22 protein-coding genes and 2 riboswitches are annotated in these 25,118 nt (G+C 44.6%); of the genes, 14 read left to right on the top strand and 8 right to left on the bottom strand.

The features are described from left to right. The first annotated feature begins 187 nt into the window (after nt 1-187). Both L9Q39_RS07490 and L9Q39_RS07485 read left to right on the top strand, forming a co-directional pair. On the top strand, nt 188-667 hold the full coding sequence (locus L9Q39_RS07490; RefSeq protein WP_237484472.1) for a GNAT family N-acetyltransferase: 480 nt from the start codon (nt 188-190) through the stop codon (nt 665-667). Between the two features lie 12 nt (nt 668-679). Next, nucleotides 680-2,173: a bifunctional NUDIX hydrolase/phosphatase PAP2 family protein gene (locus L9Q39_RS07485; protein ID WP_237484471.1), complete on the top strand. Its 1,494-nt coding sequence runs from the start codon at nt 680-682 to the stop codon at nt 2,171-2,173. Between the two features lie 114 nt (nt 2,174-2,287). Here L9Q39_RS07485 and L9Q39_RS07480 read toward each other — a convergent pair whose 3' ends face one another. After that, entirely contained in the window at nt 2,288-3,649 is a 1,362-nt protein-coding gene (locus L9Q39_RS07480) for an alanine/glycine:cation symporter family protein (RefSeq protein WP_237484470.1), read from the bottom strand. A gap of 165 nt (nt 3,650-3,814) precedes the next feature. Then, nucleotides 3,815-3,900, bottom strand: a riboswitch (glycine riboswitch). Nucleotides 3,901-3,902: 2 nt separating this feature from the next. Then, a riboswitch (glycine riboswitch) is annotated at nt 3,903-3,983 on the bottom strand. Nucleotides 3,984-4,242: 259 nt separating this feature from the next. Between L9Q39_RS07480 and L9Q39_RS07475 the strand changes: the two genes are divergently transcribed. Further along, entirely contained in the window at nt 4,243-4,401 is a 159-nt protein-coding gene (locus tag L9Q39_RS07475; RefSeq protein WP_237484469.1) for a hypothetical protein, read from the top strand. 10 nt (nt 4,402-4,411) lie between these two features. Beyond that, entirely contained in the window at nt 4,412-5,152 is a 741-nt protein-coding gene (locus tag L9Q39_RS07470) for a chromosome partitioning protein ParA (RefSeq protein ID WP_237484468.1), read from the top strand. Nucleotides 5,153-5,328: 176 nt separating this feature from the next. Here the strand turns inward: L9Q39_RS07470 and L9Q39_RS07465 are convergent, their stop codons facing one another. The 3 genes from L9Q39_RS07465 to cdd all read right to left on the bottom strand — a co-directional run bounded on the left by L9Q39_RS07465 (nt 5,329) and on the right by cdd (nt 9,178). Then, a complete protein-coding gene (locus L9Q39_RS07465; protein WP_237484467.1) occupies nt 5,329-6,699 on the bottom strand; it encodes an MATE family efflux transporter in 1,371 nt (456 codons plus the stop codon). Between the two features lie 254 nt (nt 6,700-6,953). Further along, the gene (gene purT / locus L9Q39_RS07460) at nt 6,954-8,129 is read right to left on the bottom strand and encodes a formate-dependent phosphoribosylglycinamide formyltransferase (RefSeq protein WP_237484466.1); all 1,176 of its coding nucleotides are present in this window, start codon (nt 8,127-8,129) and stop codon (nt 6,954-6,956) included. A 155-nt stretch (nt 8,130-8,284) separates the two neighbouring features. Then, nucleotides 8,285-9,178, bottom strand: coding sequence for a cytidine deaminase (gene cdd / locus L9Q39_RS07455; RefSeq protein WP_237484465.1), 894 nt, complete (start codon nt 9,176-9,178; stop codon nt 8,285-8,287). A 452-nt stretch (nt 9,179-9,630) separates the two neighbouring features. On the opposite strand from cdd, the gene L9Q39_RS07450 reads away from it, so the two are divergent. The 4 genes from L9Q39_RS07450 to L9Q39_RS07435 all read left to right on the top strand — a co-directional run bounded on the left by L9Q39_RS07450 (nt 9,631) and on the right by L9Q39_RS07435 (nt 14,016). Further along, entirely contained in the window at nt 9,631-11,322 is a 1,692-nt protein-coding gene (locus tag L9Q39_RS07450; RefSeq protein ID WP_237484464.1) for an EAL domain-containing protein, read from the top strand. 182 nt (nt 11,323-11,504) lie between these two features. Beyond that, complete coding sequence (gene sbcB, locus L9Q39_RS07445; protein ID WP_237484463.1) at nt 11,505-12,929, top strand: exodeoxyribonuclease I; 1,425 nt, start codon at nt 11,505-11,507, stop codon at nt 12,927-12,929. A gap of 43 nt (nt 12,930-12,972) precedes the next feature. Beyond that, nucleotides 12,973-13,338, top strand: a complete 366-nt coding sequence (locus L9Q39_RS07440; protein WP_237485530.1) for a CidA/LrgA family protein — start codon at nt 12,973-12,975, stop codon at nt 13,336-13,338. Beyond that, nucleotides 13,339-14,016, top strand: a complete 678-nt coding sequence (locus tag L9Q39_RS07435; RefSeq protein WP_237484462.1) for a CidB/LrgB family autolysis modulator — start codon at nt 13,339-13,341, stop codon at nt 14,014-14,016. A gap of 13 nt (nt 14,017-14,029) precedes the next feature. Here the strand turns inward: L9Q39_RS07435 and L9Q39_RS07430 are convergent, their stop codons facing one another. Continuing rightward, nucleotides 14,030-15,025 (bottom strand): DUF3080 family protein, encoded by a 996-nt coding sequence (locus L9Q39_RS07430; protein WP_237484461.1) that lies wholly within the window; start codon nt 15,023-15,025, stop codon nt 14,030-14,032. A gap of 111 nt (nt 15,026-15,136) precedes the next feature. Between L9Q39_RS07430 and L9Q39_RS07425 the strand changes: the two genes are divergently transcribed. Beyond that, complete coding sequence (locus L9Q39_RS07425) at nt 15,137-15,658, top strand: GNAT family N-acetyltransferase (RefSeq protein ID WP_237484460.1); 522 nt, start codon at nt 15,137-15,139, stop codon at nt 15,656-15,658. Between the two features lie 150 nt (nt 15,659-15,808). Here the strand turns inward: L9Q39_RS07425 and L9Q39_RS07420 are convergent, their stop codons facing one another. Next, nucleotides 15,809-16,291 (bottom strand): YajQ family cyclic di-GMP-binding protein, encoded by a 483-nt coding sequence (locus L9Q39_RS07420; RefSeq protein ID WP_237484459.1) that lies wholly within the window; start codon nt 16,289-16,291, stop codon nt 15,809-15,811. Between the two features lies 1 nt (nt 16,292). After that, complete coding sequence (locus L9Q39_RS07415) at nt 16,293-17,357, bottom strand: 3-deoxy-7-phosphoheptulonate synthase (RefSeq protein ID WP_237484458.1); 1,065 nt, start codon at nt 17,355-17,357, stop codon at nt 16,293-16,295. A gap of 580 nt (nt 17,358-17,937) precedes the next feature. On the opposite strand from L9Q39_RS07415, the gene L9Q39_RS07410 reads away from it, so the two are divergent. The 4 genes from L9Q39_RS07410 (at nt 17,938) to L9Q39_RS07395 (ending at nt 22,501) form a co-directional block, all read left to right on the top strand. After that, complete coding sequence (locus L9Q39_RS07410) at nt 17,938-18,795, top strand: putative PEP-binding protein (RefSeq protein ID WP_237484457.1); 858 nt, start codon at nt 17,938-17,940, stop codon at nt 18,793-18,795. Nucleotides 18,796-18,997: 202 nt separating this feature from the next. Further along, nucleotides 18,998-19,480, top strand: coding sequence for a DUF4442 domain-containing protein (locus L9Q39_RS07405; RefSeq protein WP_237484456.1), 483 nt, complete (start codon nt 18,998-19,000; stop codon nt 19,478-19,480). 307 nt (nt 19,481-19,787) lie between these two features. Continuing rightward, nucleotides 19,788-21,146, top strand: coding sequence for a DEAD/DEAH box helicase (locus tag L9Q39_RS07400; protein WP_237484455.1), 1,359 nt, complete (start codon nt 19,788-19,790; stop codon nt 21,144-21,146). A gap of 182 nt (nt 21,147-21,328) precedes the next feature. After that, complete coding sequence (locus L9Q39_RS07395) at nt 21,329-22,501, top strand: MerR family transcriptional regulator (protein ID WP_237484454.1); 1,173 nt, start codon at nt 21,329-21,331, stop codon at nt 22,499-22,501. Between the two features lie 61 nt (nt 22,502-22,562). Here the strand turns inward: L9Q39_RS07395 and L9Q39_RS07390 are convergent, their stop codons facing one another. Next, on the bottom strand, nt 22,563-23,912 hold the full coding sequence (locus L9Q39_RS07390) for a hypothetical protein (RefSeq protein WP_237484453.1): 1,350 nt from the start codon (nt 23,910-23,912) through the stop codon (nt 22,563-22,565). A gap of 251 nt (nt 23,913-24,163) precedes the next feature. On the opposite strand from L9Q39_RS07390, the gene L9Q39_RS07385 reads away from it, so the two are divergent. Then, nucleotides 24,164-25,006, top strand: a complete 843-nt coding sequence (locus tag L9Q39_RS07385; protein ID WP_237484452.1) for a CvfB family protein — start codon at nt 24,164-24,166, stop codon at nt 25,004-25,006. Nucleotides 25,007-25,118: the final 112 nt, after the last annotated feature.

Below are 25,118 nucleotides of genomic sequence, written 5' to 3'. Positions count from 1 at the left end.
ATCAATTTGCACAAAAATGACAAAAGCCTCAAACTACGCACGGGGAAATGACAATTGATTGATCAAGTTGGCATTAGTACCGTCGAAAAACAGAGTTGCAAATCTATCGTTTTACACTGTCGAACTATAAGTTGCAGCTAACACTAATAACCCGGTTGATTACGTTTCCTAGACGACACTTACTGACATGCTCAATTCTAAATTTACATATCGCCTCGCCAATCATGATGACTTAGCCCAGTTAAATCAATTGATGCATCTTCTTCATCACGAACACTATATACAGGCACCGAGTGAGTTTAAAACGGCTCAAGAAATCGAGAAAAGTAAGAGTATTAGTCTGTATTTGGATTCTCCAGAATGTTTGGTTTTGGTCTGTGAGTATCAGCAAAGTCTTTTCGGATTTGTAACTGCACAGTTGTGTGAATTTAACTCGCCAATCAGTCCTTCGTGCTTGATGGGCAGTGTCGACGAGTTATACGTGGTCAACAAGTATCGTCAGCAAGGTATCGCGACAAGGCTACTTAGCGATATCCAGCAGCGACTGACAGAGTGGGGAGCAACTCAAATTATGGTGGAAGTCTGGGACTTCAATCAATCTGCACTTAAACTCTATAAAGAGTGTGGCTTTGTTCCTCATATCCATTGTTTAAAAAAGTCAATTTAGGGTAGAGATGCTTTGAGTCAATTTTTACCTTATCGAAACGTACTTAATTTACTACTGCTTTTCGTCTTACTGCTCTCGTTCTCTAGCGCTGTTTGGGCAGAATCGAGTGACCCAGTGCAACCGACGAAGCCAAGCAGTTTGCCAAGCTTTCAGCCTGAATTAATTGGCGCACTCTGTCTTATTCGCAGTGATGATCGTTTGCTGTTAATCCGTGAGTACATTACGCACAAACTCTCTTTGCCCGGCGGCACGATAAAAAAGGGAGAAGACCCACGGGTGACTGCTCAACGTGAAACCTGGGAAGAGTCGGGCATCGCGGTGGATGTGCTTGATGAGTTGGGACGCACCGAATCAGCCATCATTTATAACTGTCAGGTTCAGTCAGAGATCATTGCCTACAACAACAGTAACCGCGACCAGAGGTTAGAGCTTCCCATCTTCAATGCACCACATTTTGGTGTCGAGGTGTTGAGTGCGCAGTTGGTCTTGCCAAAAAATGTCAATGTTAGTCAGTATCGTTATGCCTATCAGTGGCCATTGGTTGAGCATCTTTTTGAATCGGCCAATAACCAGTCTATTCGTCATATCAATCACTTAATTGACCTTGCGCCGAGCTATCAAAGAGTTCAATTGAGTTGGCTGAACTCACTGCAAACTGCCGTGAAACATGGACCGAGTTGGTTGCAGTCGATGATTATGTTGGGCGGAGAAGCACTGAATTTGGTCATGCAGCCATTGATTCTGCTCATTTTATTACCCGTGTTTATTTGGCAATGGGGACGGATATTTACGGCGGAGTTGGTCTTTGCTTGCGTGACGACGTCACTTTTTGTTCTGGTGACTAAACAAGGGTTTTCATTACCCTTGCCTCATGCTTATTTACCGAGCATCAATTTTACTCAGCAAAGTGGTTACAGTTTTCCGGATATCTATTTAGCCAATTGGAGCTGTATTTCGCTGATAGTCATGTCGCAAATAGAGCGTTATTATCGGAGCCGATTCTTAATCATTGCGCTCGTATCCACGGCAATTTTAGTCTTTTACCAGTTTATCAGTGGTGCGGCTTTCTTGACGGATATGCTGGTGGGTTCATTGATTGGCATGTTGTCTGGTTGGCATTTTGTTCGTCACTATTTAAGTAATAGTCGAGATCAATTAGCCATTTTTATCGGTGTAAAAGCGTGGTCTATCGTACTGACAGTGGCAGCATTACTGACCATCACTTGGCCACACCCTTCCTTTATCGGTTGGACGACATTGAGTTTGGGCATGCTGGCGTATGCACTGATTAATCGCCAATGTTGCTCTATCACACCGATGTCACTTTTAGAGTTATTTGTTTCTGTAGCGGTGGTAATAGGTGTGCTGAGTGGTTTTTATCATTGGCTACCAAGTATTTCCCATGAAACCAGTTATGTGCTGTTATCTAAGGTGAGTGTGATGGTGTTGATCGTCGCATTACCCGCGCTGGTGATGTTTGGGTTTCGTCGTAAGAAAACCCTATAAAAAAGCCTGCGATTCATACATTGAATGGCAGGCTCATGTCTATTTTGTATCGCTAGTGTTGTTTAAGTCATGTCGCCTAGCGATTGTTAGCTAATTGATGGTTTTAGCTAATGATTAACCAGCACTTGCGGCTTTGCCATGGTTTGCGAAGAATAGGCGTGTCTCGTCAATAACGACCTGTCTAAGTAGAATCAGACCAATCAAGTTTGGAATCGCCATTAGACCATTCACGATGTCGGCAATGATCCAGATGAGATCAAGATGCAAGAATGCCCCTGACGCGACCAATGCAACAAAAATGATCTTATAGGGTAGTACGGCTTTGGTTCCCATCAGGTAAACCACACAACGCTCACCGTAATAGTTCCAGCCTAAAATGGTGGTAAATGCAAAGAAAATAAGACCAATTGATACTAAGAGAGGACCGAAAGTCTCTGAATTTAAGCCGGTTGCAAAGGCTTGCGTCGTCATTGCTGCGCCCGCTAAATCACCTTGCCAGACACCCGTAAGAATTAATGCAAGACCCGTCATGGTACAGATGATAATGGTATCAAAGAAAGTCCCGGTCATTGAGATCAACCCTTGACGTACACAACTGTCGGTTTTCGCGGCTGCCGCGGCCATGGGGGCGCTGCCTAATCCACTCTCGTTTGAGAATACACCACGCGCGATACCCGACTGAATCGCCAACATAATGCTGGCACCTAGGAAGCCACCGGTTGCCGCGGTTGGAGTAAAGGCAGAGACAATCACCAGAGAGATCGCATCCAGCAATTGGTCTGCGTTCATGACGATAACGCTTAAACAGGCAAGCACATAGAATACCGCCATCGTTGGAACGACTTTACCTGCAACCTTAGCAATCGATTTGATGCCGCCTAGCGTAACAACCGCAACCAATAGTGTCAGTACCGTTGCTGCCACACCGCGATGTAGACCAAACGATATTTCAGTCGCGTCAAGAATCGCGTTTACTTGCGGAAAGGTTCCGATACCAAAACAGGCAACACCCAGTGCGAACACGGCAAACAGGTTCGCTAGCCATTTGGAACCCACACCATCGCGAAGGTAGTACATTGGACCACCAAGCATTTCGCCTTTGTCATCTGTTTTGCGATATTTTACTGCTAATAAACATTCGGCGTATTTAGTCGCCATCCCAAACAGAGCAGCTAGCCACATCCAGAATAGAGCGCCGGGACCACCTAATTTAATCGCCGTTGCAACACCAACGATGTTGCCCGTACCTATGGTGGCAGAGAGTGCGGTACAAAGAGCGGCAAAGCTCGAAACGTCACCATTACCGGAAGAACCATTACGACTGAATACAAAGCGCAGCGCTGTTGGCAAGTGTCTAAACTGCAGTAAACCGAGTTTAAACGTGAAATAAGCGCCGGTTCCCACAAGCAAAATTAATAGCGGTGGACCCCAAACAAATGAGTCAATGGTTGATAAAAGTGAGTGTAGATCGTTCATGATTTCCCCTTAATAAAACAAAATTTAAGGAGAAGAGAGAAAGGCATGTGCTTAGATAGATCTTGATACGGACCCCCAGAAATGGGTTACAACGAATACCATGACGCCGTGATAGCAAAAGATTCTATCTTAGACATAAACACATAAAGCGAATTAAATTTCTCTCCTCTGTCCTTTTGCCTGAGAGTTTCACCTTGCTCAATAGCAAGGCTTGCTCCTTCGGCGACCGACTTAACGGTTCTCTCCAGAGGTTCCTCCAACTACAGTCCTTTTGCCTGAAATAATTAAATCTTCGGCGGACAACTCTAGGTTGCCTCTCTCCAGCAGTCTTCATCGGAACGTTGCCCAAAATATGGGCGGGTCAGTTATCGAGTAGATAACTTGGCTGCGAAATTTATCATCTTTGTTGAATAAATCAAGTAATTTTAAAACTGGAGCAGTTTTGTATGGAAACTCATCGTTTAGGTAGTGTTTTTTACTCTTTGTTGTGGCACTTCTTTGACTTTAATAGGACTTAAAACAGTGGGGTTTGGTATATTGGTGCTCATTGCGAGTAAAAATATTCGTTAACTCGTCACATCATGGGAGAGAGTATGGCACGCTTAATTGCGATTACCGCTTTGTTGGGTCTAGCATTTTTGCTATTTAAGTATCGAACGAATGAGAAATTACAAAAGGGAGTGGTTATTGCTTTGATCTCTGGTTTTGTTATTTATACTATCAGCCTGATGACCACAGAGTTGTTACGTTAAGAGGGGAATCGTGGATAAACAACCTGAAAGTCGAGATGACCAGAATGAAGAACTCGTTATCATCGAAGAAAAGGATAAAAAGGCGCGTTTGTATATTGCGATAGCAACGGCGTTAAGTCTTGCTGCCGGTGGATTGATTGGAGCGGTAATCACCAAGTCAGATTGGCAACAAAGATACCGTTTGCTGAATACTCAATATCAACAGCAGTTATCTCAGACGCAGCAACATCAAAGTGAGTTAGAGTCACAAAAGCTACAGATAGAAGCCGATGAGCAACTGAAGCGCAGAAAAGTGCTTGATGACGCATTACAAACCCATCAATTGGAATTGGACAAGCTGCAATCTGAAATCAAATCGTTGACGGCGAAAAACGGTGCCTTAAGCAAGCAGTTAGCGGATAAGCAGCAGACGATAGCGGTACAGCAGGAGCAAAACAACCAGTTAGAGCGTAAAGCGGATATGCAAAGCTCGATGTTTGGTCAGTCTCAAGAGATCTTCAAGCGTGAAACAGAGTTACAATCGGAGATTGCCAAGCTAAACAAAGAGAAACAACAACTGGAGAAGGATAAGCCTAAATTAGAGAAGCAATGCAACTTGTACCTCGAAGGCACTTCTTGGGATGCACGTTCTGATTCTTGTGACCGTTTTGATGACTTAACGGCAAGGTTGAGCCAAATAAATCAGATGCTACAGGTTCATAATATGGATCTCACCCATATTAATGCACTGAAACAAGAACTCGGATTGTAGCGACTTGCGAATTTCAACCGCTGGTGAGTTTCAAGCACCAGTGCTCAAGCCACGAATGTCGATGAGTGCCATCTGATCAAAAAAACGCCAAACTCTTTTGAGTGTTGGCGTTTTTTATAAGTGTTGGCGTTCTGTATAGTACTTATCGCGATATAGTAGTTATCGCGATATAGTAACTATCGCGATGCGAAACTGAGTTGAATGTCTTTATCTTGCTTGTGCATCCACAGTAAACGAATACCCAAAAGCACGGCTGCCGTGGATAAACCGGCAATAAAGCCAATCCAGAATCCAAATACACCCATTCTTGGTACCAAAGCATCCGTCATTGCTAAAATGTAGCCAAGCGGTAAGCCGATGATCCAATAGGATACAAAGGTACAATTGAAAATCGCTTTCATGTCCTTATAGCCGCGCAGTGCACCAGCGGCAACCACTTGTACTGAGTCGGTACATTGATAAATTGCGGCAAATAGCAACAGCTGCATCGCAAGTGACATTACCTCAGGGTTGTCGGTGTAAAGGCTAATAATGGGTTGTTTGAATATCAGCGTCGCGGTCGCGGTACACATCGCTGACAGTAACCCAACAGCGAGTCCAACACGACAGGCAATGGCTGCGCCGTCAGTGTCATTTGCGCCCAGTTTGTTACCCACCCGAATACTCACCGCCGCACCAATACTCATCGGGATCATAAACACCAAAGAAGAGAAGTTGATCGCCACTTGGTGAGACGCAACCACTAGCGAGCCTAGCGGCGCAACCAGTAGTGATACCACGGCAAACAAAGTAACCTCAAAAAAGATCGAAGCGGCAACCGGCAGACCGAGCTTAAATAGGCGAGAGACCGCTTTGAATTGCGGTTTATGCCAGTGAGTAAACATCTCAATGTGTTTGAGTCTCGGTGTTGTCATGGCATACAGCAGCATCAAAATAAACATTAACCAATACACGATGGTGGTGGCAACGCCACAACCCACGCCACCAAGGGCAGGCATGCCAAATTTGCCATAAACAAAAATCCAGTTGAGTGGAATATTAACGAGCAGTCCAATAAAACCGATGACCATGGCAGGTTTGGTTAACGCCATACCATCGGTATAGCTGCGTAATGTTTGAAACAGTAAAAATGCCGGAACAGCAAAAATCACAGCATGAATATAGCCGATGGTTTTGCTCATCATCGCAACATCCACATCCATCCAGTTTAAAATCGACTTGATTTGCAGCAATACAATAATGATCGGCACACTGATGATCAGAGCGAGCACGACACCTTGATGAATTTCAAATGGGATCTGTTTCTGCTTATCTGCACCATTCAGTTGCGCCACGATAGGGACCAGCGCCATCAGTAAACCGACACCAAATAAAATAGAGGGTAGCCAAACGCTGGCGGCAATAGAGACCGCCGCCATATCCACAGCACTTACGCCACCGGCCATGACAGTATCAACGAATCCCATGCCAGTTTGAGCCACTGAGGCAATCAGTACTGGTGTGGCAAGTTTGATAAGATTGGACGCTTCTTTCTGGTATCGATGCACGTGTTATTACTCCGAGTGCGCAAATGGCTAAGGGCCGCATGATAATGAAATATTCGACGTTCGACCATCATTAAATGCCGATCCGTTGATAGAAAAGAGTTTGGTCAAAAACAGCGACTTAACTATCTGCTTTTAAAAACAAAAAAACCATCGTATGAGTACGATGGTTTTGGTGTGGAACGCTAGAGTTAGTGTCAATCAATGCAAGGCGAGACTAACAAGTATCCGACTTATAGCCTGCACGTTATCTGGTATTAGTAAATCACTTTTACTTTTTTGGCACTGGTGATGGCATCATCAATGGCGGTTTCTACAGATTTACGCATTGTTAACGCAACACCAAGGCGGCGTCGACCGTCAATGTCAGGCTTACCGAATAATCGTATCTGAGTCTGTGGCATAGCCAGTGCTTCGTTTAATCCTTCATAACGTAAATTGTTCGATGTGCCTTGTCCTAAAATGACCGCAGAGGCCGCAGGGCTAAGTTGGGTAATTTGGTTAATTGGCATCCCAGTGAATGCACGAACATGGAGGGCGAACTCGGACATATCCTGAGCAATCAATGTCACTAAACCAGTATCATGTGGGCGAGGGGAGACTTCGTTAAAAATAACCTTGTCCCCTTTAACAAACAACTCAACACCAAAGATGCCGTAACCCCCTAAAGCGTCGACAATTTTCTCAGCCGTGTATTCTGCCGCTTTTAATGCGTTAGCAGACATAGACTGCGGTTGCCATGATTCGCGATAGTCACCGTCTTCTTGACGATGACCGATAGGTGCGCAGAAATGAACCCCATCGACAGCGCGAACCGTTAACAGAGTGATCTCATAGTCAAAATCAATAAAGCCTTCGACAATCACACGACCAGCGCCAGTGCGACCGCCTTCTTGTGCGTAGTGCCATGCTTTATCAATATCCTCAGCGCTCTTGATGACACTTTGACCTTTACCTGAAGAGCTCATTACCGGTTTAACAACACAAGGCAACCCCACCGCTTCGACGGCGGCGACAAATTCTTCTTGGCTATCAGCAAACTGATAAGGGGAGGTGTTGAGGTCGAGTTCTTCTGCTGCAAGACGACGAATGCCTTCACGGTTCATCGTTAGCTTGGTTGCGTTTGCGGTTGGAACGACATTAATACCTTGTTGCTCAAGCTCAACCAGTTTATCGGTCGCAATCGCTTCAATCTCAGGCACAATATAATCGGGTTTTTCTTTTGCAATAATGGCTTCGAGGGCGTCACCGTCAAGCATATCAAGGACATAACTACGATGAGCGACTTGCATTGCAGGCGCGTTTTCGTAACGGTCACAAGCAATCACCTCTAAGCCGAGGCGCTGGCATTCGATCGCCACTTCTTTACCCAATTCGCCAGAGCCTAACAGTAGCACTCGGCTAGCACTTTCACGGGTTGCAGTACCAAACATATAAAATCCTTGAGCGGTCTTGAACAAAATTGCGGTGAATCATACTGGAAGTGAGCGAAAAAGCAAACGTTTGCGTGCTGGTTTTTTATTTTGCGAAAATGTCAGAGAGTCAACGGAGTTGACCCTCTGAATTCGCGAGCAAAAAAGCAGCAAGATTAAAGCGAAATGTATTCAAACTCGATGTCGGGATTGATCGCTTCCAGTGTCGCCTGTGTATCTCCAAGATGACTGATCTTACTGTCAGAGACCTCGATCAGGGCGGCAGACACAATATGTTCTGGTAGCGCTCCATTTAATATCAATTGTGACAGCGCGACTTGCAGTGGAGGCAGGCTAGGGTTAAATGCCGCATTTTCAGCGTAACTGCCGCGGTAGATTTGACCGGTGCGAGTTTCGAGCGCAACACCGCTGTAGTTGCGTGAATAAGGCGCATAGCTGGATGAAAATGCTTGGGCTGCCTGCGAAATGATCGCAGAGCCGGTGTCTATGTCTATGTCTATGGCATGATTTTGCTGAGACATTAAGGCATCTTTTATACCTAAATCACTGGGACCAAAAGCTTGAGGAAGGTATTCGGCGAGTGTCTGCTCATCCACTTGTGGCAACTGAATTGATAGGCTATCTGCCGTGGTCAATTCATTCATAAACTGACGACAGTGACCACAAGGGCTGTAATTGATGGTGATATCTTTAATCCCGGTTTCACCGTTCATCCATGCATGACTGATCGCTGACTGTTCTGCATGAATCGTTTGACCTAACTGGGTGTCTCGAAACTCCATATTCGCGCCAAAATAGAGCTTTCCTGAAACACCGCGCACAATCGCTCCGACATAAAACTCTGAAATGGTCGCATACGAGTAGCAAGCGGCGATAGGAAGCAAAGCGACCCTTAACTCATCATCGCTTAGACCGGATAAATCGAGAAGTTGTTGGAACTCCTGTGCTGACAGCGTGGCGTCAAAATTGGGACGAGAAACAATAGAACGCAGGGACTGCGCGATTGGGTTGGGGATATCAGCCAGTGCAGACTCGAAAGTTACGGCCATGATCCGTTCCTTAGAATTGTTATTACGGAGAGTGATAATAGCAATCTTGACGGTCTTTACCAACTGTTTAGCGACTCTTTAGTGAATGGCGTTACGCTCCTTTTAGCGACTTAATTAAGCGGTTAGGATTTTCGTTTAGGTATCGGCTTAGGTATCGGTTTAGGTCTGAGTTTAGATAGTGGTTGAGCTTTAGAATGGGTCAATGAATAGACGTCCAAACCGATGCAGAGTATTGAAAAGGAACCAGTAGAGCTAGCGAAGAAACCAGTGGTTAAGTTTTGTACCAATTAGAGTAGTAAGGTTAGATTTGTTATTAAAGCGAGTTATTATTGTGATGGCGATCATGTTTATATCGCATTTTATTCGTAATCATCATTATCTTCACACGATTTAGTAGTAAAGTCTTAGTCTGATATTTAGTTACACTATTTCCCAATAGGTCTACGTTACTTATGAACATGGTATTTCAGGATGAAATCCCTTTGTCACGCTATTTAAGCTTGTTTGAAACTAAGGATGAAGGTCTATTCCTGATTGATTCATCAGCGAACATCAAATTCTATAACTCACTTTTTTATCATCAATTTGCTATTGAATCGGATACGGTCTCTGCCGAACAGTGGCTGAGTTTGGTGTATCCAGAAGACCAGCAAGCTTTACAAAATAATATTGAAAGTCTAAAACAGGGGCGAGTTGAGTCTATCTGCTCTCAATACCAGTTGCGTGTGCGTAAGCGAGATGGACAATATGCTTGGATTGAAGCAAGTGTCAGCTATAAGCAGGATAATTTAGGTCACTACATCGTTGGTCGGCATCGAGAAGTGACCGAAAAGATTAAACTGCAATCAAGTCTTAAGCGTCTCGCCTTTTATGATAAGCAATCCGGTTTACCGAATCATGAACAGCTAAAACGTCACCTCAATCAGCGTCAGACCGAAACGACGTTACTTAAGATTCGCCTCGGGCGACTCGAAACCTATTTGTATCGTTATGGCGATGCAATTATAAGTAAAGTGGTGGAATGTCTAAAAAGCTGTTTGTCTATCTTCGTGGATATACCACACACTTTATATCGTTCAGGAACCGATTCATTTATTTTGCTGTTTGATGTCAAGGTGACTGAGTCAACGCTGGCAATGATGTGCCAAGGCATCTTGCGTCAATTTGAAATACAGTCGTACGAGTCAGTGTACACAGGCAAGATTTTCATTGGTGCATACACCAATTATGACCTTGAGCAATCGGCTGACGACATATTGATGATTACTGAGCAGACGTTGAATTATGTGACTGATAATGTCGTTGAGCAGTATGTCATTTTTAACAACGACATTCGCAACTCTATTGAACGTTATGTCTATATAGAAAACCATCTTAAGTCTGCTATCGAGCAAGACCAGATCACGATTCAATTGCAACCGATAGTGTGTGGACGTACCAATGCAGTTATTAGTTTTGAAGCCTTGGCTCGCTGGTTGGATACGCCTTTTGGTCCTATCGGTCCTCATGAGTTTGTTTTGGTCGCGGAAAGAAGTGGGTTAGTGAATGCGCTGGGAGAAAAAGTCCTCAAGCAAGCCTGCGAGTTTATCCTTCGCTATAACCAAAAATGGGACACTCAGGTCAGTGTTAACGTCAACATTTCCGTGTTGCAACTGCTTGATGGCAACTTTCCGTTGTACGCAGCGCAGATCCTTGAAGAGCTGGGTGTCGCGTCTCATCTAGTGAAACTCGAAGTGACGGAGTCTATTCTATTAGACGATAAACAACTGGCGGTTGAACAACTTGGTAAATTAAGACAATTAGGTTTCGAGCTTATTATTGATGACTTTGGATCTGGGGCAAGTTCCACCATGAGCTTATTTAATCTGCCTTTTAGCCAAATAAAAATTGATAGGATGTTAGCGACGGCGGCAATGACAGATAGGGATTGCCTATCCTATATTCACTATATTACTCATCTTTGTGCCAACAAAGGCATTGATGTCACGGTGGAAGGGGTTGAAGATCTCGCGATGTATCAATGCTTTATTCAGTGCCGAGTTTCTAAGTTACAGGGATACTATCTTTCTTATCCACTGCGTGATGTTGACGCACTGAATATCGACTACCAACATTGCGTTAGTGATAGTCAATTTGTTGAGTAAAGTGATCATTTTTGCTAAGTAAAGCGAGCATTGTGGTTTAACGAGCAAGGTGAATGCTTTGCTCAAAATTCGCAGCGACAACGAATTTTTGTTCATAACCCTTGCTTGCTGAAGGCAAACTATTGGATACTTCCCGTTATTCAAGTGTTTCACACTAATAGACATCAACGCTGGACAGCAATATGACCTCTGACAATCAAGCCACTTTCTTTTTTTTCGATTATGAAACCTGGGGTGTCAGTCCTAGCAAAGATCGTCCCTGTCAGTTTGCGGGTGTGAGAACCGATGCCGACTTTAATATCATCGGTGAGCCGTTGGTTATTTATTGTCAGCCACCTTCTGATTATTTGCCTTCACCGGAGGCGGCGCTGATCACTGGCATTACTCCCCAATTGTGTGTGGAGAAAGGTCTGCCTGAGCCAGAGTTCATTGCAAAGATTCATCATGAGTTATCAAAACCGAATACCACCAGTTTGGGCTACAACAGTATTCGATTTGATGATGAAGTGACCCGCTATACCTGTTATCGCAATTTTATCGATCCTTATGCTTGGAGTTGGCAAAATGGTAACTCACGTTGGGATTTGCTGGATCTAATGCGTGTTTGTCATGCTCTAAGACCCGATGGCATCGAGTGGCCAGAAAATGAAGACGGGTTTACCAGTTTTAAACTCGAACATTTGTCCGTTGTCAACGGGATTGAACACGCTAATGCGCATGATGCGATGGCGGATGTTATCGCCACCATAGAGCTTGCTAAGAAAGTTAAGACCGCGCAGCCTAAATTATTCGACTACTTCTTTTCTATGCGTCACAAGCGCAAGCTCAATGAGTTGATTGACGTGGCAGGGTTGACGCCGCTAATGCATACCTCGGGAATGTTAGGAAGAGAGTGTCAGTATACAAGTTGGGTGGTTCCGCTTGCTTGGCACCCGAGCAATCAGAATGCAGTTATCGTGGCTGATCTTGCCAAAGATCCACAGCCGTTGATTGATTTGGAGCCAGAAGCACTGCATCAACGTCTGTATACCAAACGCGAAGACCTCGCCGCTGATGAACTTCCGGTGCCGTTGAAGTTGGTGCATATCAATAAGTGCCCAATTCTCGCGCCCGCTAAAACGTTGACGGCAGATAATGCCGCGGTGATCGGAATCGACAGAGAGCAGTGCCTTAAAAACCTTGCAGTGATCAAACAGCACCCTGAAATTCGCGAGAAATTGGTAAAACTGTATGAAATAGAGCGAGAGTTTGCCGCAATCTCAAGCGTTGACGAGCAGTTATACCAAGGCTTCTTTAATCCATCTGATCGCAGTGCTATGGAAATTATTCGCCAGACTTCCGCTGAACAGCTCGTGGGATTGGATATCAGCTACTCTGATGAGCGTATTGCTCCGTTGTTGTTTAGATATCGAGCTCGCAACTATCCGTGGACACTGAATGAACAAGAGCAGCATCAATGGGCGATGCATTGCCAACAGACCTTTGAGTTAGGTTGGGATGACTATCTACTCAATTTAGAGAACTTAGTTCATCAGCATGAAAGTGACGAACACAAGATAAAGATTTTGAAAGCGGTGTACCATTATGTGGAAAAATTGGTTTCTTAGTTAATATAAAATAAAGGCTCAATCAAGAATGGATGTGGTGTCTATCATACAACAGTTGTTGCGTTATATCGTGTCGTTTGCGCTGATCTTTGTTGCGCTGTTTTTGGGTAAATTGATTCAAGCTGCGCTTGGCGTGTCTATTCCCGGCAGTATCTTTGGCATGTTGATTTTGTTTACAGCCATGGCAAGCGGATTGTTGTCAGTGAAATGGGTTCAACCTGGAGCCTCAGCCTTTATCCGTTATATGATCTTACTGTTTGTTCCCATTAGTGTTGGCTTGGTGAATCATCTCGACTTATTGGCGGACAACGCACTCGCCATTGTGGCGGGAGTGATAGGCGGATCTTTATTGGTTCTGATGACACTCTCTTTACTGCTACAAAAGATTTTAACCAAGGGGGACAAATAGATGTGGTTGATCGTCACCCTTGTTGTGTTTTTCTTTGCTCGCGCCGTGGCAATAAAACTCAAAAATCCTATCTTTAACCCTTTGTTGATCAGTATCGCGATATTGATTCCGATGCTATTGGTGTTGAATGTTCCGTTTGAGGTGTATTACGCCGACAATCGATTGATCAGCGACTTGTTACAACCTGCGGTGGTGGCACTGGCTTATCCCTTATATGAGCAATTGCCTCAGATAAAAGCCAATTGGAAAATTATTATTTTGGCTTGCGGGATAGGGAGCATCGCTTCCATGCTGACGGCATCACTGATCGCGGTCTATCTTGGAGCCGACACCACCTTGATTGCCAGTATGATGGGCAAATCGGTCACCACGCCCATTGCAATGGAACTGTCTGGGCAAATGGGGGGAGAACCGGCGATTGCTGCGATACTGGTGTTGCTTGCGGGTCTTTTTGGGGCGGTGTTTGCCTATCCTATTTATAATTTGATCGGCATTACTCATCCGGTAGCACGCGGCTTGGCGATGGGGACGGTATCTCACGCATTAGGCACAGCAACCAGCGCAGAAAAAAATCCACAAGACGCCGCTTTCAGCTCATTAGCTTTAGTCGTTTGTGGCGTTATCACCTCTATTTTAGCGCCTGTGGTGTTTACTTTTGCCCTTTGGCTAAGCCAATAATCAATCTAGCAATCTAACGATTACCTAACTTTAGCTGCGTTCCTTCACAGCGCTCAAACAACCTCTTCCAAGCAAGAACGTGATTCTTAATGCTGGATTGGAATTGCAGGTGTATCGCCTCAAGATTAGTTTGGTGGCTCAGCGTCTTTTGGTTCAGAAATGCCGTGACTGGCGCGAGGCGGTAGTAGAGTTGATTGATCTCAGCCAGATAAGGCTGGATACGCTGGCGATACTGTTGCTCAAACACGTTTTTCATATAGCGGTACTGTGTTGTATCACGCTGTTTCCCACAACCAATTTTGTGTTGATGTTGATTGATCAATTGGTTCAGACGCGTGAGCTGCTTGATACTGTTCTCCATAGAAAACAGCAAGCTACCCACAAGAGGGAGCTTTTCGATGGTCTCTTGCGCCTGTATTAATTGATGCCGATGCTGTTGCTTATTTTCTGTTTCACTTAGCATTTGCAACACGTTCAGTGCGCTTATCAGCAGCGCACTGTTGTCGATATCTTGAGCTTCAATCCAGTGCTGTTGAGAAAATTGTTTGCGCATAGCGTTGGATGTCCAGACAAGATTGGAGAAGTGGATTGGCATCAACTCTTGCTGCTTGACGTCAATGGCGGTTTGAATCTGTTCGGCAAGTGAGGTATCTAACTCGCTCGATAATACACAACGCTGGGCTACGTCTATAAACGCCATCTGGTAAGCGTATTGCCGGAACGGATCAGCGACCTTACCTAAAATAGAGTTACGCTCACTCACCAATTGCAACAGTCCACAATGTCTAAGTTGATAGCTCTCTAACAAACCCACGGTCATTTGAGTTGCTTCTCGAGCCAAAACGCGTTTTGCAGGAATAGGATAGAGTTGCGACGCTGGTAATGGTTCAGCTTCAACATTCATAACGTTCGCCAATCTTTGCATATAGCGCTGCATGTTTTTCTCCGGCTCTGGGGTACAGCCAAGCAAACCAAGCAGTAGAGACAGTAAACCGATAACGCGGCGCAAAATGATCTCCTAAAACAGTGTCCTATGGGCGGTTGATATTAATTAATGTTGAGTTATACGAGCCATAAAAGTAGTGTAGATCAAACATTTGTGATGAATACGGAGAGCCGCATGAATCTAATCAGACTTCAATTACAGTACAGGGAAGCGTTTCAACGCTTTTATCATGATTTCTTGCAACATGATGCGCAAAATGCTGATTACTATCGTCAAGGTATTGATGACTTTGCCGCCTATATCCAACATTTAGATGACGAAGAGCAAGGTATCAATCTGAAGTTGGATTATGTCCCTTGCAGCCACTTGTGGCTCATTGATGATAAACAGCAAATTGTCGGGGCTATCCGTATTCGTCACCGCATCGATAATCCTTTTCTTTCTCTTGAAGGTGGGCATATCGGCTACGACGTCGCGCCGAGTTTTCGAGGGCAGGGTTATGGTAAGCAGATGCTGAAGTTAGCGCTGCCTGTTGCCCACGATCTCGGGTTAGATCCTGTACTTATCACTGCGGACGAAGACAACGTCGCCTCACGCCGAGTCATTGAGACTAATGGAGGAAGATTGGACAACATTGTAATGGGCGAGGTGTTCACCAATCTGTTGGCACGTTACTGGGTTAAGACAAGTGCTTAGTAATATACCCCAACAAGCTTTGATTCTTGAATCCTGGATGTGATCCGTAAAACAACAAGATTTGAGTGGGCAAAAAAAATCCTCTGTCATGACAAAGGATTTTTTAATTGAGGCTAATAACCGAGTTCAATAGTGATAAGTTATATTCGACTAGTCACGGAAGTTATTGAATTGGAATGGTTGACCGAGTTCGCCGTTTTTGACCAGTTGCATCGTAGCTTGGAGATCATCACGTTTTTTACCGGTAACACGAACTTTATCGCCCTGAATAGAAACCTGCACTTTGATCTTTGAGTCTTTCACCAATTTCACGATTTTCTTCGCGATGTTGGTTTCAATACCTTGTTTAAAAAGTATATTTTGGTGCCACAGTTTACCCGATTGCTCAGCAGTCTGTGATTCCATCGCGTGAACATCAACGCCGCGTTTAGTCAGGTTGCCACGCAGAATGTCACGCATTTGTTTGAGCTGAAAATCGCCCTCGCAAGAGAGTTTTACAGTCTCGTCATTGTGTGAAAAAGACGCTTCAACGTTGCGAAAATCAAAACGAGTCGCAAGCTCACGGTTTGCGTTTTCTACCGCATTACGTAGCTCTACATTGTCGATTTCAGACACAATATCAAAAGATGGCATGTTAACTTTCCTTTAGATTACGTTGTTTTACAGCTGCCGCTAGGGTATCCAACATAGCGACAGTATCGTTCCAGCTTAAACATGGATCAGTAATAGACTGACCATAAGTTAGGTTGTCGATATTGTCCATGCTTTGATTGCCTTCTTCAATAAAGCTTTCCGCCATGATGCCAGCGATGTGATCAGAGCCAGCGATAATCTGGCGAGCGATCTCTTGAGCCACATCCAATTGCTTACGGTGCTGCTTTTGACAGTTAGCGTGACTAAAATCCACCACGAGTCGAGCGGGCAAGTCGAAAGAAGCTAGACTCTCACAAGCGTCCTTTATCGAAGCTTGGTCAAAGTTAGGACCTGAATCACCACCACGCAGAATGACGTGACCGTGTGGATTGCCACTGGTGCGGTACACCGTCATACGACCTTGCTTATCTGGTGAGTAAAAATAGTGTTGCGCTTTCGCCGCGCGAATCGCGTCAATCGCAATTTTTACACTGCCGTTGGTGCCATTTTTAAAGCCAACTGGGCATGACAGCGCAGAAGCCATTTCACGGTGAATTTGAGATTCCGTGGTACGAGCCCCAATCGCGCCCCAAGAGATCAGGTCTGAGATGTATTGACCTGTGATCATATCCAGAAACTCAGTGGCGGTCGCAAGACCCAGTTTATTGATGTTTAACAGCAGTTCGCGTGCTTTGTTTAAGCCAGTTTCTAATGCGTATGAGCCGTCTAGATTGGGGTCGGTGATCAGACCTTTCCAACCAACGACAGTACGTGGCTTTTCAAAGTAAGTACGCATCACAATAAACAACTCGTCTTGGTATTGTGATTGAATCGCACTCAAACGGCGCGCATAATCCATTGCGGCTTCAGTATCATGTACCGAGCATGGTCCAACAATACAGATTAAACGAGAGTCTTCACCTTTAAGGATCGCTTCGATTTGTTTACGAGAAGAAGCAATGCGTTCTGCAACATCGTCCGTAACAGGATGGTTGTTACTTAACTCAGAGGGAGTTGGCATTGGACCCAATGCCTGAGTTCTTAATTCGTCAGTTTTTAATGCCATCTGGCAGCCTACCTATACTTTTTGAAGCGATAAAGATAACGGAATTGGTGTAGCTAATAAACCTTTAATTGTGTGTTAAGTTAGTGAAATCGGCTAAAGCCTTGCTTACATCTTGACTTGCAAATGAGTATTGTTATCATTTATTGGTCGAAAGATAGGAGAAGCCGCTATGTTACAAGACTGGATTTTATGCAGCTTAATGGTGATAGTGTTCATGGCTTGTGTCAAAAAACGCTCAGGTAAACACTTTCATTATTGGATTGCACAAGCCATAAAATTCTATTTTGCCCGCTAAAGTTTGCAGCAATCTGCCAACGGCAGCGTTAGTGTAAATCTTTTCTCCTATGGTTTTCACCGAATGTTTTGCACAGAATGGTTTTCATACCATTGCTTTCACAGCACCGCTTTCACTCCACGGTTTTCACCGCTATCCAAATCAACCAATCTAATCGCAACTTATTCTTTTAGTTACCCTTGTATTCCCTTAATGAAGTCGGTATTTTGCTTGTTAATGCAAACAAGAGGCTAGCCTACGCAGCAGAAACGCAGGCGGCAATTCGCAATGACACAAGGAGTAAGCATGGGTCTGAATATTGGCAATAGTTTTCCGAGTTTTTCGGAGCAAACAGAGGCGCAGCATCTCTACGTGTCCCTATCTGAATTAATGATGGAGAAAATCTTCTTTCATCCTAATTATGCGTCGCTTGGTGATGAGTTAGACTCGGTTGAGCAACAAGCCATCGAAGCGCTGTTAGGGGATAAGTCGAGTGACGAATTTTTTGTTGATAGCTTAGTGGCTGAAATCATGAGTGCCATATCTTCGCAACACAAATCCATTCGTGTTGAACTGAATGATGCCAATAGTTATGAAATGAGTGCCTTACTGGGTGGTAAGTGTGAGCCAGAAGAAATCAACCCAGTGCTTGGGCTTCGTGGTGTGTCTCGATTCGCGTCTGAGTTTTATCGTTCTAGTTTTGCGTTAGAGTGTCAGGTTCTCAAAGGCTTAAGAGAGCAAGGTGTTGAGGTTGAAATCGTCGTGCCTTGTGTTCGTGCGTTGAGTGACGCGGCGAAAATTATTGATCGTTTAGCGGAACAAGGATTGCCTCGCGGTCTAAAAGGGCTCAAGGTTTTGTTTGCTTGTGATACGCCTTCAGCCGTACTGCTTTCAGAGCGACTACTGCATTATTTCGATGGCTTAGTGATCAAGGTTGAGAATTTAACCCAACTCACGCTTGGGGTCGATATTAACCAAGAAGCACTGGCTCATCTTTACGATATACAAAATGAAGCGGTTCTGAAGCTCATCAAAGAAGCGATTGTGACAGCAAAAGCAGCTAAAAAACCCGCGCTGGTTTGTGTTGGTTCTCTTGAGGAGTCACCACTATTGGTTGAGTTGCTGGAAACGTTAGGTGATGTCGACGTTTACCTAACGGTATAGGTTTGGCACGGCAGTGAAATAGAGCCACGCATCGACGTGGCTTTGTTGTTTTCCCCCTTTGTTTTTTCTTCCTTTGTTGGTTTTACTTTTATCTTGATAAAGCCCGTTTCCTAGAGTCCACCTCATAGAATCCACAGTTCATTTTTGACAACTTAACGACTATTGACTTAACTGATCGGAGCAGTTGCAAAGGAGAAGCAAGATGTTGTCACCATTAACAAAAGCCAATTTATATCTTTCATTGTTTGGTATTTTTAAGGTGCCATTGATTTGGACATGCCGACCTAAACTTAAGTCACTGGACGATGACAAAGTGGTGGTGGCGATGCCGTTAAAACGCAAAAACAAAAATCACTTAAACAGTATGTATTTTGGCGCTTTAGCGGTGGGGGCAGATGTCGCCGGAGGCTTTATGGCGATGAGTAAGGCTAAGCAGCGCGGCGTGCCCATCTCTCTTGCATTCAAAGGTGTCCAAGCCGAATTTTTAAAGCGCCCCGAAGCAGATGTTGAGTTCGTCTGCCATGATGGCAAGTTGATTGATGAGATGCTTGATACCACGATGGCATCGGGTGAGCGTGTCAATCAGGCGGTGAAAATTACCGCATTGTGCCCAAGTCTACACGGCGATGAACCGATGGCGGAGTTTTCTTTGGTGTTGTCAGTAAAAGCAAAATTTCGTGATTGAGTTCAACTATGTCATCAAGTCTAACTATGTTATCGAGTCTAAGCATGTCATCGAATAGCGTTGGCTTAAACGACTCAAATTCAAGTAGGTTAGTGGAACTTGTCTGATATTGCGTAGGCGTGATAACAACAGAGTATGGCTATTTTGACTACCTTGCTGAATCATGAATCGCTAAAACCCCAAGGGTTCGCTAATTGAGAAGTAGGATTGAGCTTGCATAATTAGCGTGAGGACATCACAATACCGCTCCTTTTCCAGCGTATCAGAGCAACAAGGGTTGTTCTGGCACCTTATTTATGAGAACTCTATGCCATTTAACGCTCTCGGTTTATCCTCGCCTATTGTCCGCGCTATTACAGATGCGGGTTATCAACAACCTACTCCCATTCAAGCTGAAGCGATACCAGCGATCCTTCAAGGGAAGGATGTTATGGCAGAAGCACAAACCGGAACGGGCAAAACAGCGGGCTTTATGCTACCAATCTTGGAGCGTCTGTTAGAGGGACCACGCGCTAAGAGCAACCACATCAGAACCTTAGTTCTTACACCGACTCGTGAACTTGCGGCACAGATTTACGACAATACTCAGTCGTACAGCCAACATCTGCCACTGCGCAGTCAAGTGGTATTCGGTGGCGTGAAAGCGAATCCTCAAATGATGGAATTACGTAAAGGCAGTGATGTTCTGGTAGCGACACCGGGTCGACTGCTCGATCTTTATTCACAAAATGCGATTAAGTTTTCTCAATTAGAGGTGTTGGTGCTCGATGAAGCAGACCGTATGTTGGATATGGGCTTTATTCGTGACATCAATAAGATCATCGCGTTATTACCAAAGCAGCGTCAAAATTTGTTGTTTTCCGCGACTTTTAATAATGAAGTGAGAGCGTTGGCGAAAACTTTGGTCAATCAACCGGTTGAGATCTCAGTGACACCACCGAATACCACTGCGAAAACCGTCGAGCAGTCGATCTATACCACCGATAAGCGCAAAAAAGCACCATTGTTGGTGCAGTTGATCAATGAGAACGATTGGTCGCAAGTATTGGTTTTCTGCCGCACCAAACATGGTGCTAACCGTTTGAGTACGTTTTTAGACAAGCAGGGCATTTCATCCGCTGCTATCCATGGTAATAAGAGCCAAGGCGCACGAACTCGCGCACTACAAGGTTTTAAGCAGGGAGAAATTAAAGCGCTGGTGGCGACGGATATCGCCGCACGCGGTATCGACATCTCTCAACTTCCTTGTGTAGTGAACTATGATCTACCGAATATCGCTGAAGACTACGTACACCGAATCGGTCGTACGGGTCGTGCGGGGGAAGTCGGTGTGGCCATATCGCTGGTTTGTGATGATGAGACCTCAGAACTGTTTGCGATAGAGCGCTTAACTCAAGCCTTGTTACTGAGAAAACAACACCCAGATTTTGTGGCGGTCAATGAAGTGCCAGAGTCTAAGTTAGATACTCGCCCATTCAAACCTAAGAAGCCTAAAAAACCGAACAAGCCAAAGCAACATAAAGCCAATGAAGGCGAGCAAGGTAAAAAAGGCAATACGCGCTCAACAAACAAAGACAGCAAAGGGCCAAACACAAGCAAGCCCAAGCCTAAAACAGGTCAAAAACAGTGGCGCCGCCCAAAACGCCAAACCACGCAAAATAATTAATCCAATCTAAAATTACCCTTGCCACCAGCAAGGGTAATTTTTTCCCTAGCACCTAGCACCTAGCACCTCAAACCTCATCTTTTACCCAAAACTAAATCCATAATTCGCTAAATTATCATTGACCTGTCTATAACTTTATAGTTTAAAGTGCATAACCACAAACGGACATCAAGTGACTCACTATGTACAAAATATCTGAGCTAGGCGCACGGGTTGGCATGTCGCGTACCGCGCTGCTGTACTATGAACAACAGCAACTCATCTCCGGCCGACGACTGGATAATGGCTACCGTGTCTATAGTGATAAAGACGTACAACGTGTCCGTTTGATTCAGCAGTTATTGGCGGGAGGCTTAACGGTCAAAGAGTGTAAAGCCTGCTTAGAAGCCAAAGTCGATAAACAGTTACTGCAGAATCGATTAAAAACGCTAGATGAAGACATTGCTCAGAAAAAACAATCCAGGGATTTGTTAGCAGCAATGTTGGGTGAGGGTGATAGCAAATCATGGCATCAAGGCTTAGATAAAGTCGCGCCCGAAGCTCATCTAGATTGGTTAATTAAGCAAGGCTTTAGTGAAAAAGAGGCGTTGCGATTACGATGGTTGTCGAAAAACATGAATCAACACGATCAATATATGACGGACTTTATGAAGGTGTTCGAAACGCTTGAGCGTTGGGGACCTGGCAGTGAAAGTGACACACATAAAGCGCTTACGCTGTGTCGTCATCCAATAAACACAATACTTGAGATTGGTTGTGGTAAAGGCTTAGCGACACAGGTTTTAGCCCAACACAGCCGCGCACCAATTACCGCAATAGATAATGAACAGTCTGCTTTAGACCGTTTAACGGAGCAGTTTACCCGCCGAGGATGGGCAGATCGTTTAGAGACCCAGTGCGCCAGTATGACTGAACTACCGTTTGCGGATAACAGCTTCGATCTGATATGGGCGGAGGGCAGTGCCTATATTATGGGAGTGGAAAAAGCGTTGAGCCAGTGGAAATCGCTGCTCACTAAATCGGGTTGCTTAATGTTCAGTGACATGGTTTGGTGTACGGAATCGCCCAGTGAGGAGTCCGTCGCGTTTTGGCAGCAAGAGTATCCTGATATTCAATCGGTAGCGACTCGTATCGAGCAAATTGAAAAAGCGGGTTATCAAGTGGTCGCGCATTTTCCGCAAAGCGAACAAGCATGGTTGAATTACTTTGCACCGTTGGGAGAGCGAGTCAATGAATTAGCGGCAACAATGGCAGATTCTGAGGCGATTAAGGACATACAGCATGAGGTGCACATTTGCACTGAATATGCCGATGAATTTGGTTATCACATGTTTGTTATTGCGCAGAAATCGTGATTATAGTCTAACTCTAAAAAAGCGCAGTTATGCTAAGACTGCGCTTTTTGGTTTGAATGCATTACAACTCAATCGGTTCGATATCCACTATTTTTGAACGGCTCAGCGTGACTTTATAGCGGTAAAACGTCGGCTCTTGCTGATGGTCGTTTACCTTGATGATTAAGTTGATAAGGTGGCGCTTCTCCAGTGATTCTTTAACCACTTGACCTTCTTGTAAACGGAAGTAGCGATTACTGGCTTTATCCATGAGGCGAGTCAAGGCACGGAAGTTGATATGGATACTCTGTTTTGTTTCCTCATAGCCACTGGTGAATTTTGACGTTGCCATGGTGGTTAATGAGCGGTAATGCAGAATCTCTTCCTCACGCTGAACAACGCGCTTCTTACGAATGCGTTGAATATCATCGTCGAGTTCACTGAAAGTGACATAATCGAGCCATTCGGTTTTATACCCGACTTGTTTTTTGGTGGTGGGATCAATATATCGACGACGCCATTTCGGCTTGCCTTTTTGAATCCAGCGCCACATTAAGTCTCTGAGGTCATCTTTAAACACTTCACGTAGCGCATAGATAAAAGATAGGACCAAGATAAAGGAAGCGGTAATTTCACCCAAGTAATCGCGTGCCATAATGACGGCGCTGGTGACGAAAAGCATCACGAAACCGGTGGCTAGACCTTTAGTCATTCTGCGAGTGTTGGTGCCCATAGATTCGGTTTTTTCTAACAGCACAATCGGGTGCTCGATTAAGCGGCGCAGTAAGCGCATCTTATTGGTTAAACGCGTCGGGTCCTTACGCACTTTTTCGGAGTTGTAATTATTGAGCTTGCGGTGCGCTTGCTCTTTTTCAACAATCGTGATTAAACGCTCTTTCAATGGGGTATAGGCTTTACCGTTCGGAATATAGACCACCAGTTCCAGAAACTTCTGACCAGTGTACCAAGAGATATAGTTGTCGATGTTGGCATAGTAGCGCTTTAGGTTCTCTTCATAAGGAATGGTACGGCGCATTTTTCGCATAATATCTAACGCGAGTTCGATGATTTCATCAATTTCATCGGCAGTGATTTCTTCGCTCTTAGAATGTTTAAGTCTGCTGATGGCTTTATCAAGGGCAACCACATATTGATAGGCGAATAGGCTTAAACTCACACGGTACTGGGTGTTAGAAAGGTGCCCCCGTTGCGCTAAGCGTGAGTGAACCAGAGGCAGCAGTGTTTGATTACTGTAGTAAGCGCGCTTTTGAGACATGGACTCATAGTAAAAGTCGGTTTCTGAGACTAAGTGTGACTTTAATTCGAGTTCATTTGGGAAAAAAAGATAGATATCCAAATCGAGTTTTTTGGAATTGCTCAGCGCATGGCCAATCTTAAGGGTGATGGCATCTTGCTTATCAACAGTGACCAACCGAATTCTCCATGAGTTGACAAGGTGTTTATCTAACAGACGCTGACTGTTTGAATGTTAGCAGGGCTAGCGATAGATGGATGTAGCAACAGCGTCTATCTAAGTTGCTCTATTGGCGCTATAGAATATCAGAAGCTTACATTCATCGCACTATAATCAATCCATAGCATGACAATCAATCGGGCTTTACCTAGCATAACAACTAAAGTTAGTTATATAATCGCCCCTCAAATTTCTATAGAGACAATATCATGATAAATCCAGGTCAAATCAATCGCCTAAAAGTGGTCAAAGAAGCCGATTTTGGTTGGTTTTTAGACGGACAAGACTACGGTTCGATCTTATTAAGTAAAAAGTATGCTCCTGATGGTTTGACTGCTGAGGATATGATTGATGTGTTTCTTTATTTCGATGCGGACAACCAGCTTGCAGCGACAACCGAGAAACCGGTTGCTCAGGTCGGCGAGTGGGGCTTGATGAAGGTTGAGGGTGTCAATAGTGTCGGCGCATTTGCCAGTTGGGGCATTAAAGAAAAAGATCTTTTGATCCCATTTAGTGAGCAACGTGGACGTTTAACCGTTGGTCAAACGATATTGGTCTACGTCTACACCGATAAGGCGTCAGGTCGTATTGTGGGCACGACGAAGTTTAATAAGTGGTTGGATAACACACCAGCGACATACACTAAAAACCAACAAGTTGACCTGTTGATTGCCGAGCGTAGTGACCTAGGTTACAAGGCTATCATCAATGGCGAACACTGGGGGATGATTTTCCCATCAGATGTGTTTGGAAAACTGTTTGTTGGCAAGCGCTTGAAGGGTTACGTCAAGCAGGTTCGCGAAGATGGCAAGATCGATTTGACGTTGCAAAAAATTGGCGTTGCGAAGATGGATGACCTGAGCGAAAAGGTTCTGGATCTGCTTGAGAAAAAAGGTGGCTTCTTACCGCTAAGCGATAAATCTACCCCAGAAGCGATTTTTGCTACGTTCAAGACCAGTAAAGGTACGTTCAAAAAGACCATTGGTGGTCTATATAAGCAAGGTCGAATTTCTATCGATAAAGATGGTATCCGTTTAGTTGGAAACGAGTAGCACTCTCTGTACAAAACGCGCTGTAATTTAATCAGGCCTCTACTTGAAGTAGGGGCTTTTTTGTATCAGTCCTTTTTGTATTAGTCCTTTGATGTAAGAGCTTTTTATGTAA

Origin of the sequence: Vibrio hippocampi (assembly GCF_921292975.1) — a bacterium.
Classification (GTDB): domain Bacteria; phylum Pseudomonadota; class Gammaproteobacteria; order Enterobacterales; family Vibrionaceae; genus Vibrio; species Vibrio hippocampi.
The sequence above is the reverse complement of the archived record's forward strand: the minus strand, read 5'-3'. Positions and strand labels throughout refer to the sequence as shown.

Excerpts from the sequence above, each read along its gene's own strand:
- L9Q39_RS07490 (WP_237484472.1), top strand. The coding sequence starts at position 188 with ATGCTCAATTCTAAATTTACATATCGCCTCGCCAATCATGATGACTTA.
- L9Q39_RS07480 (WP_237484470.1), bottom strand. The coding sequence starts at position 3,649 with ATGAACGATCTACACTCACTTTTATCAACCATTGACTCATTTGTTTGG.
- L9Q39_RS07475 (WP_237484469.1), top strand. The coding sequence starts at position 4,243 with ATGGCACGCTTAATTGCGATTACCGCTTTGTTGGGTCTAGCATTTTTG.
- purT (WP_237484466.1), bottom strand. The coding sequence starts at position 8,129 with ATGTTTGGTACTGCAACCCGTGAAAGTGCTAGCCGAGTGCTACTGTTA.
- cdd (WP_237484465.1), bottom strand. The coding sequence starts at position 9,178 with ATGGCCGTAACTTTCGAGTCTGCACTGGCTGATATCCCCAACCCAATC.
- L9Q39_RS07450 (WP_237484464.1), top strand. The coding sequence starts at position 9,631 with ATGAACATGGTATTTCAGGATGAAATCCCTTTGTCACGCTATTTAAGC.
- sbcB (WP_237484463.1), top strand. The coding sequence starts at position 11,505 with ATGACCTCTGACAATCAAGCCACTTTCTTTTTTTTCGATTATGAAACC.
- L9Q39_RS07435 (WP_237484462.1), top strand. The coding sequence starts at position 13,339 with ATGTGGTTGATCGTCACCCTTGTTGTGTTTTTCTTTGCTCGCGCCGTG.
- L9Q39_RS07425 (WP_237484460.1), top strand. The coding sequence starts at position 15,137 with ATGAATCTAATCAGACTTCAATTACAGTACAGGGAAGCGTTTCAACGC.
- L9Q39_RS07420 (WP_237484459.1), bottom strand. The coding sequence starts at position 16,291 with ATGCCATCTTTTGATATTGTGTCTGAAATCGACAATGTAGAGCTACGT.
- L9Q39_RS07415 (WP_237484458.1), bottom strand. The coding sequence starts at position 17,357 with ATGGCATTAAAAACTGACGAATTAAGAACTCAGGCATTGGGTCCAATG.
- L9Q39_RS07410 (WP_237484457.1), top strand. The coding sequence starts at position 17,938 with ATGGGTCTGAATATTGGCAATAGTTTTCCGAGTTTTTCGGAGCAAACA.
- L9Q39_RS07405 (WP_237484456.1), top strand. The coding sequence starts at position 18,998 with ATGTTGTCACCATTAACAAAAGCCAATTTATATCTTTCATTGTTTGGT.
- L9Q39_RS07400 (WP_237484455.1), top strand. The coding sequence starts at position 19,788 with ATGCCATTTAACGCTCTCGGTTTATCCTCGCCTATTGTCCGCGCTATT.
- L9Q39_RS07395 (WP_237484454.1), top strand. The coding sequence starts at position 21,329 with ATGTACAAAATATCTGAGCTAGGCGCACGGGTTGGCATGTCGCGTACC.
- L9Q39_RS07385 (WP_237484452.1), top strand. The coding sequence starts at position 24,164 with ATGATAAATCCAGGTCAAATCAATCGCCTAAAAGTGGTCAAAGAAGCC.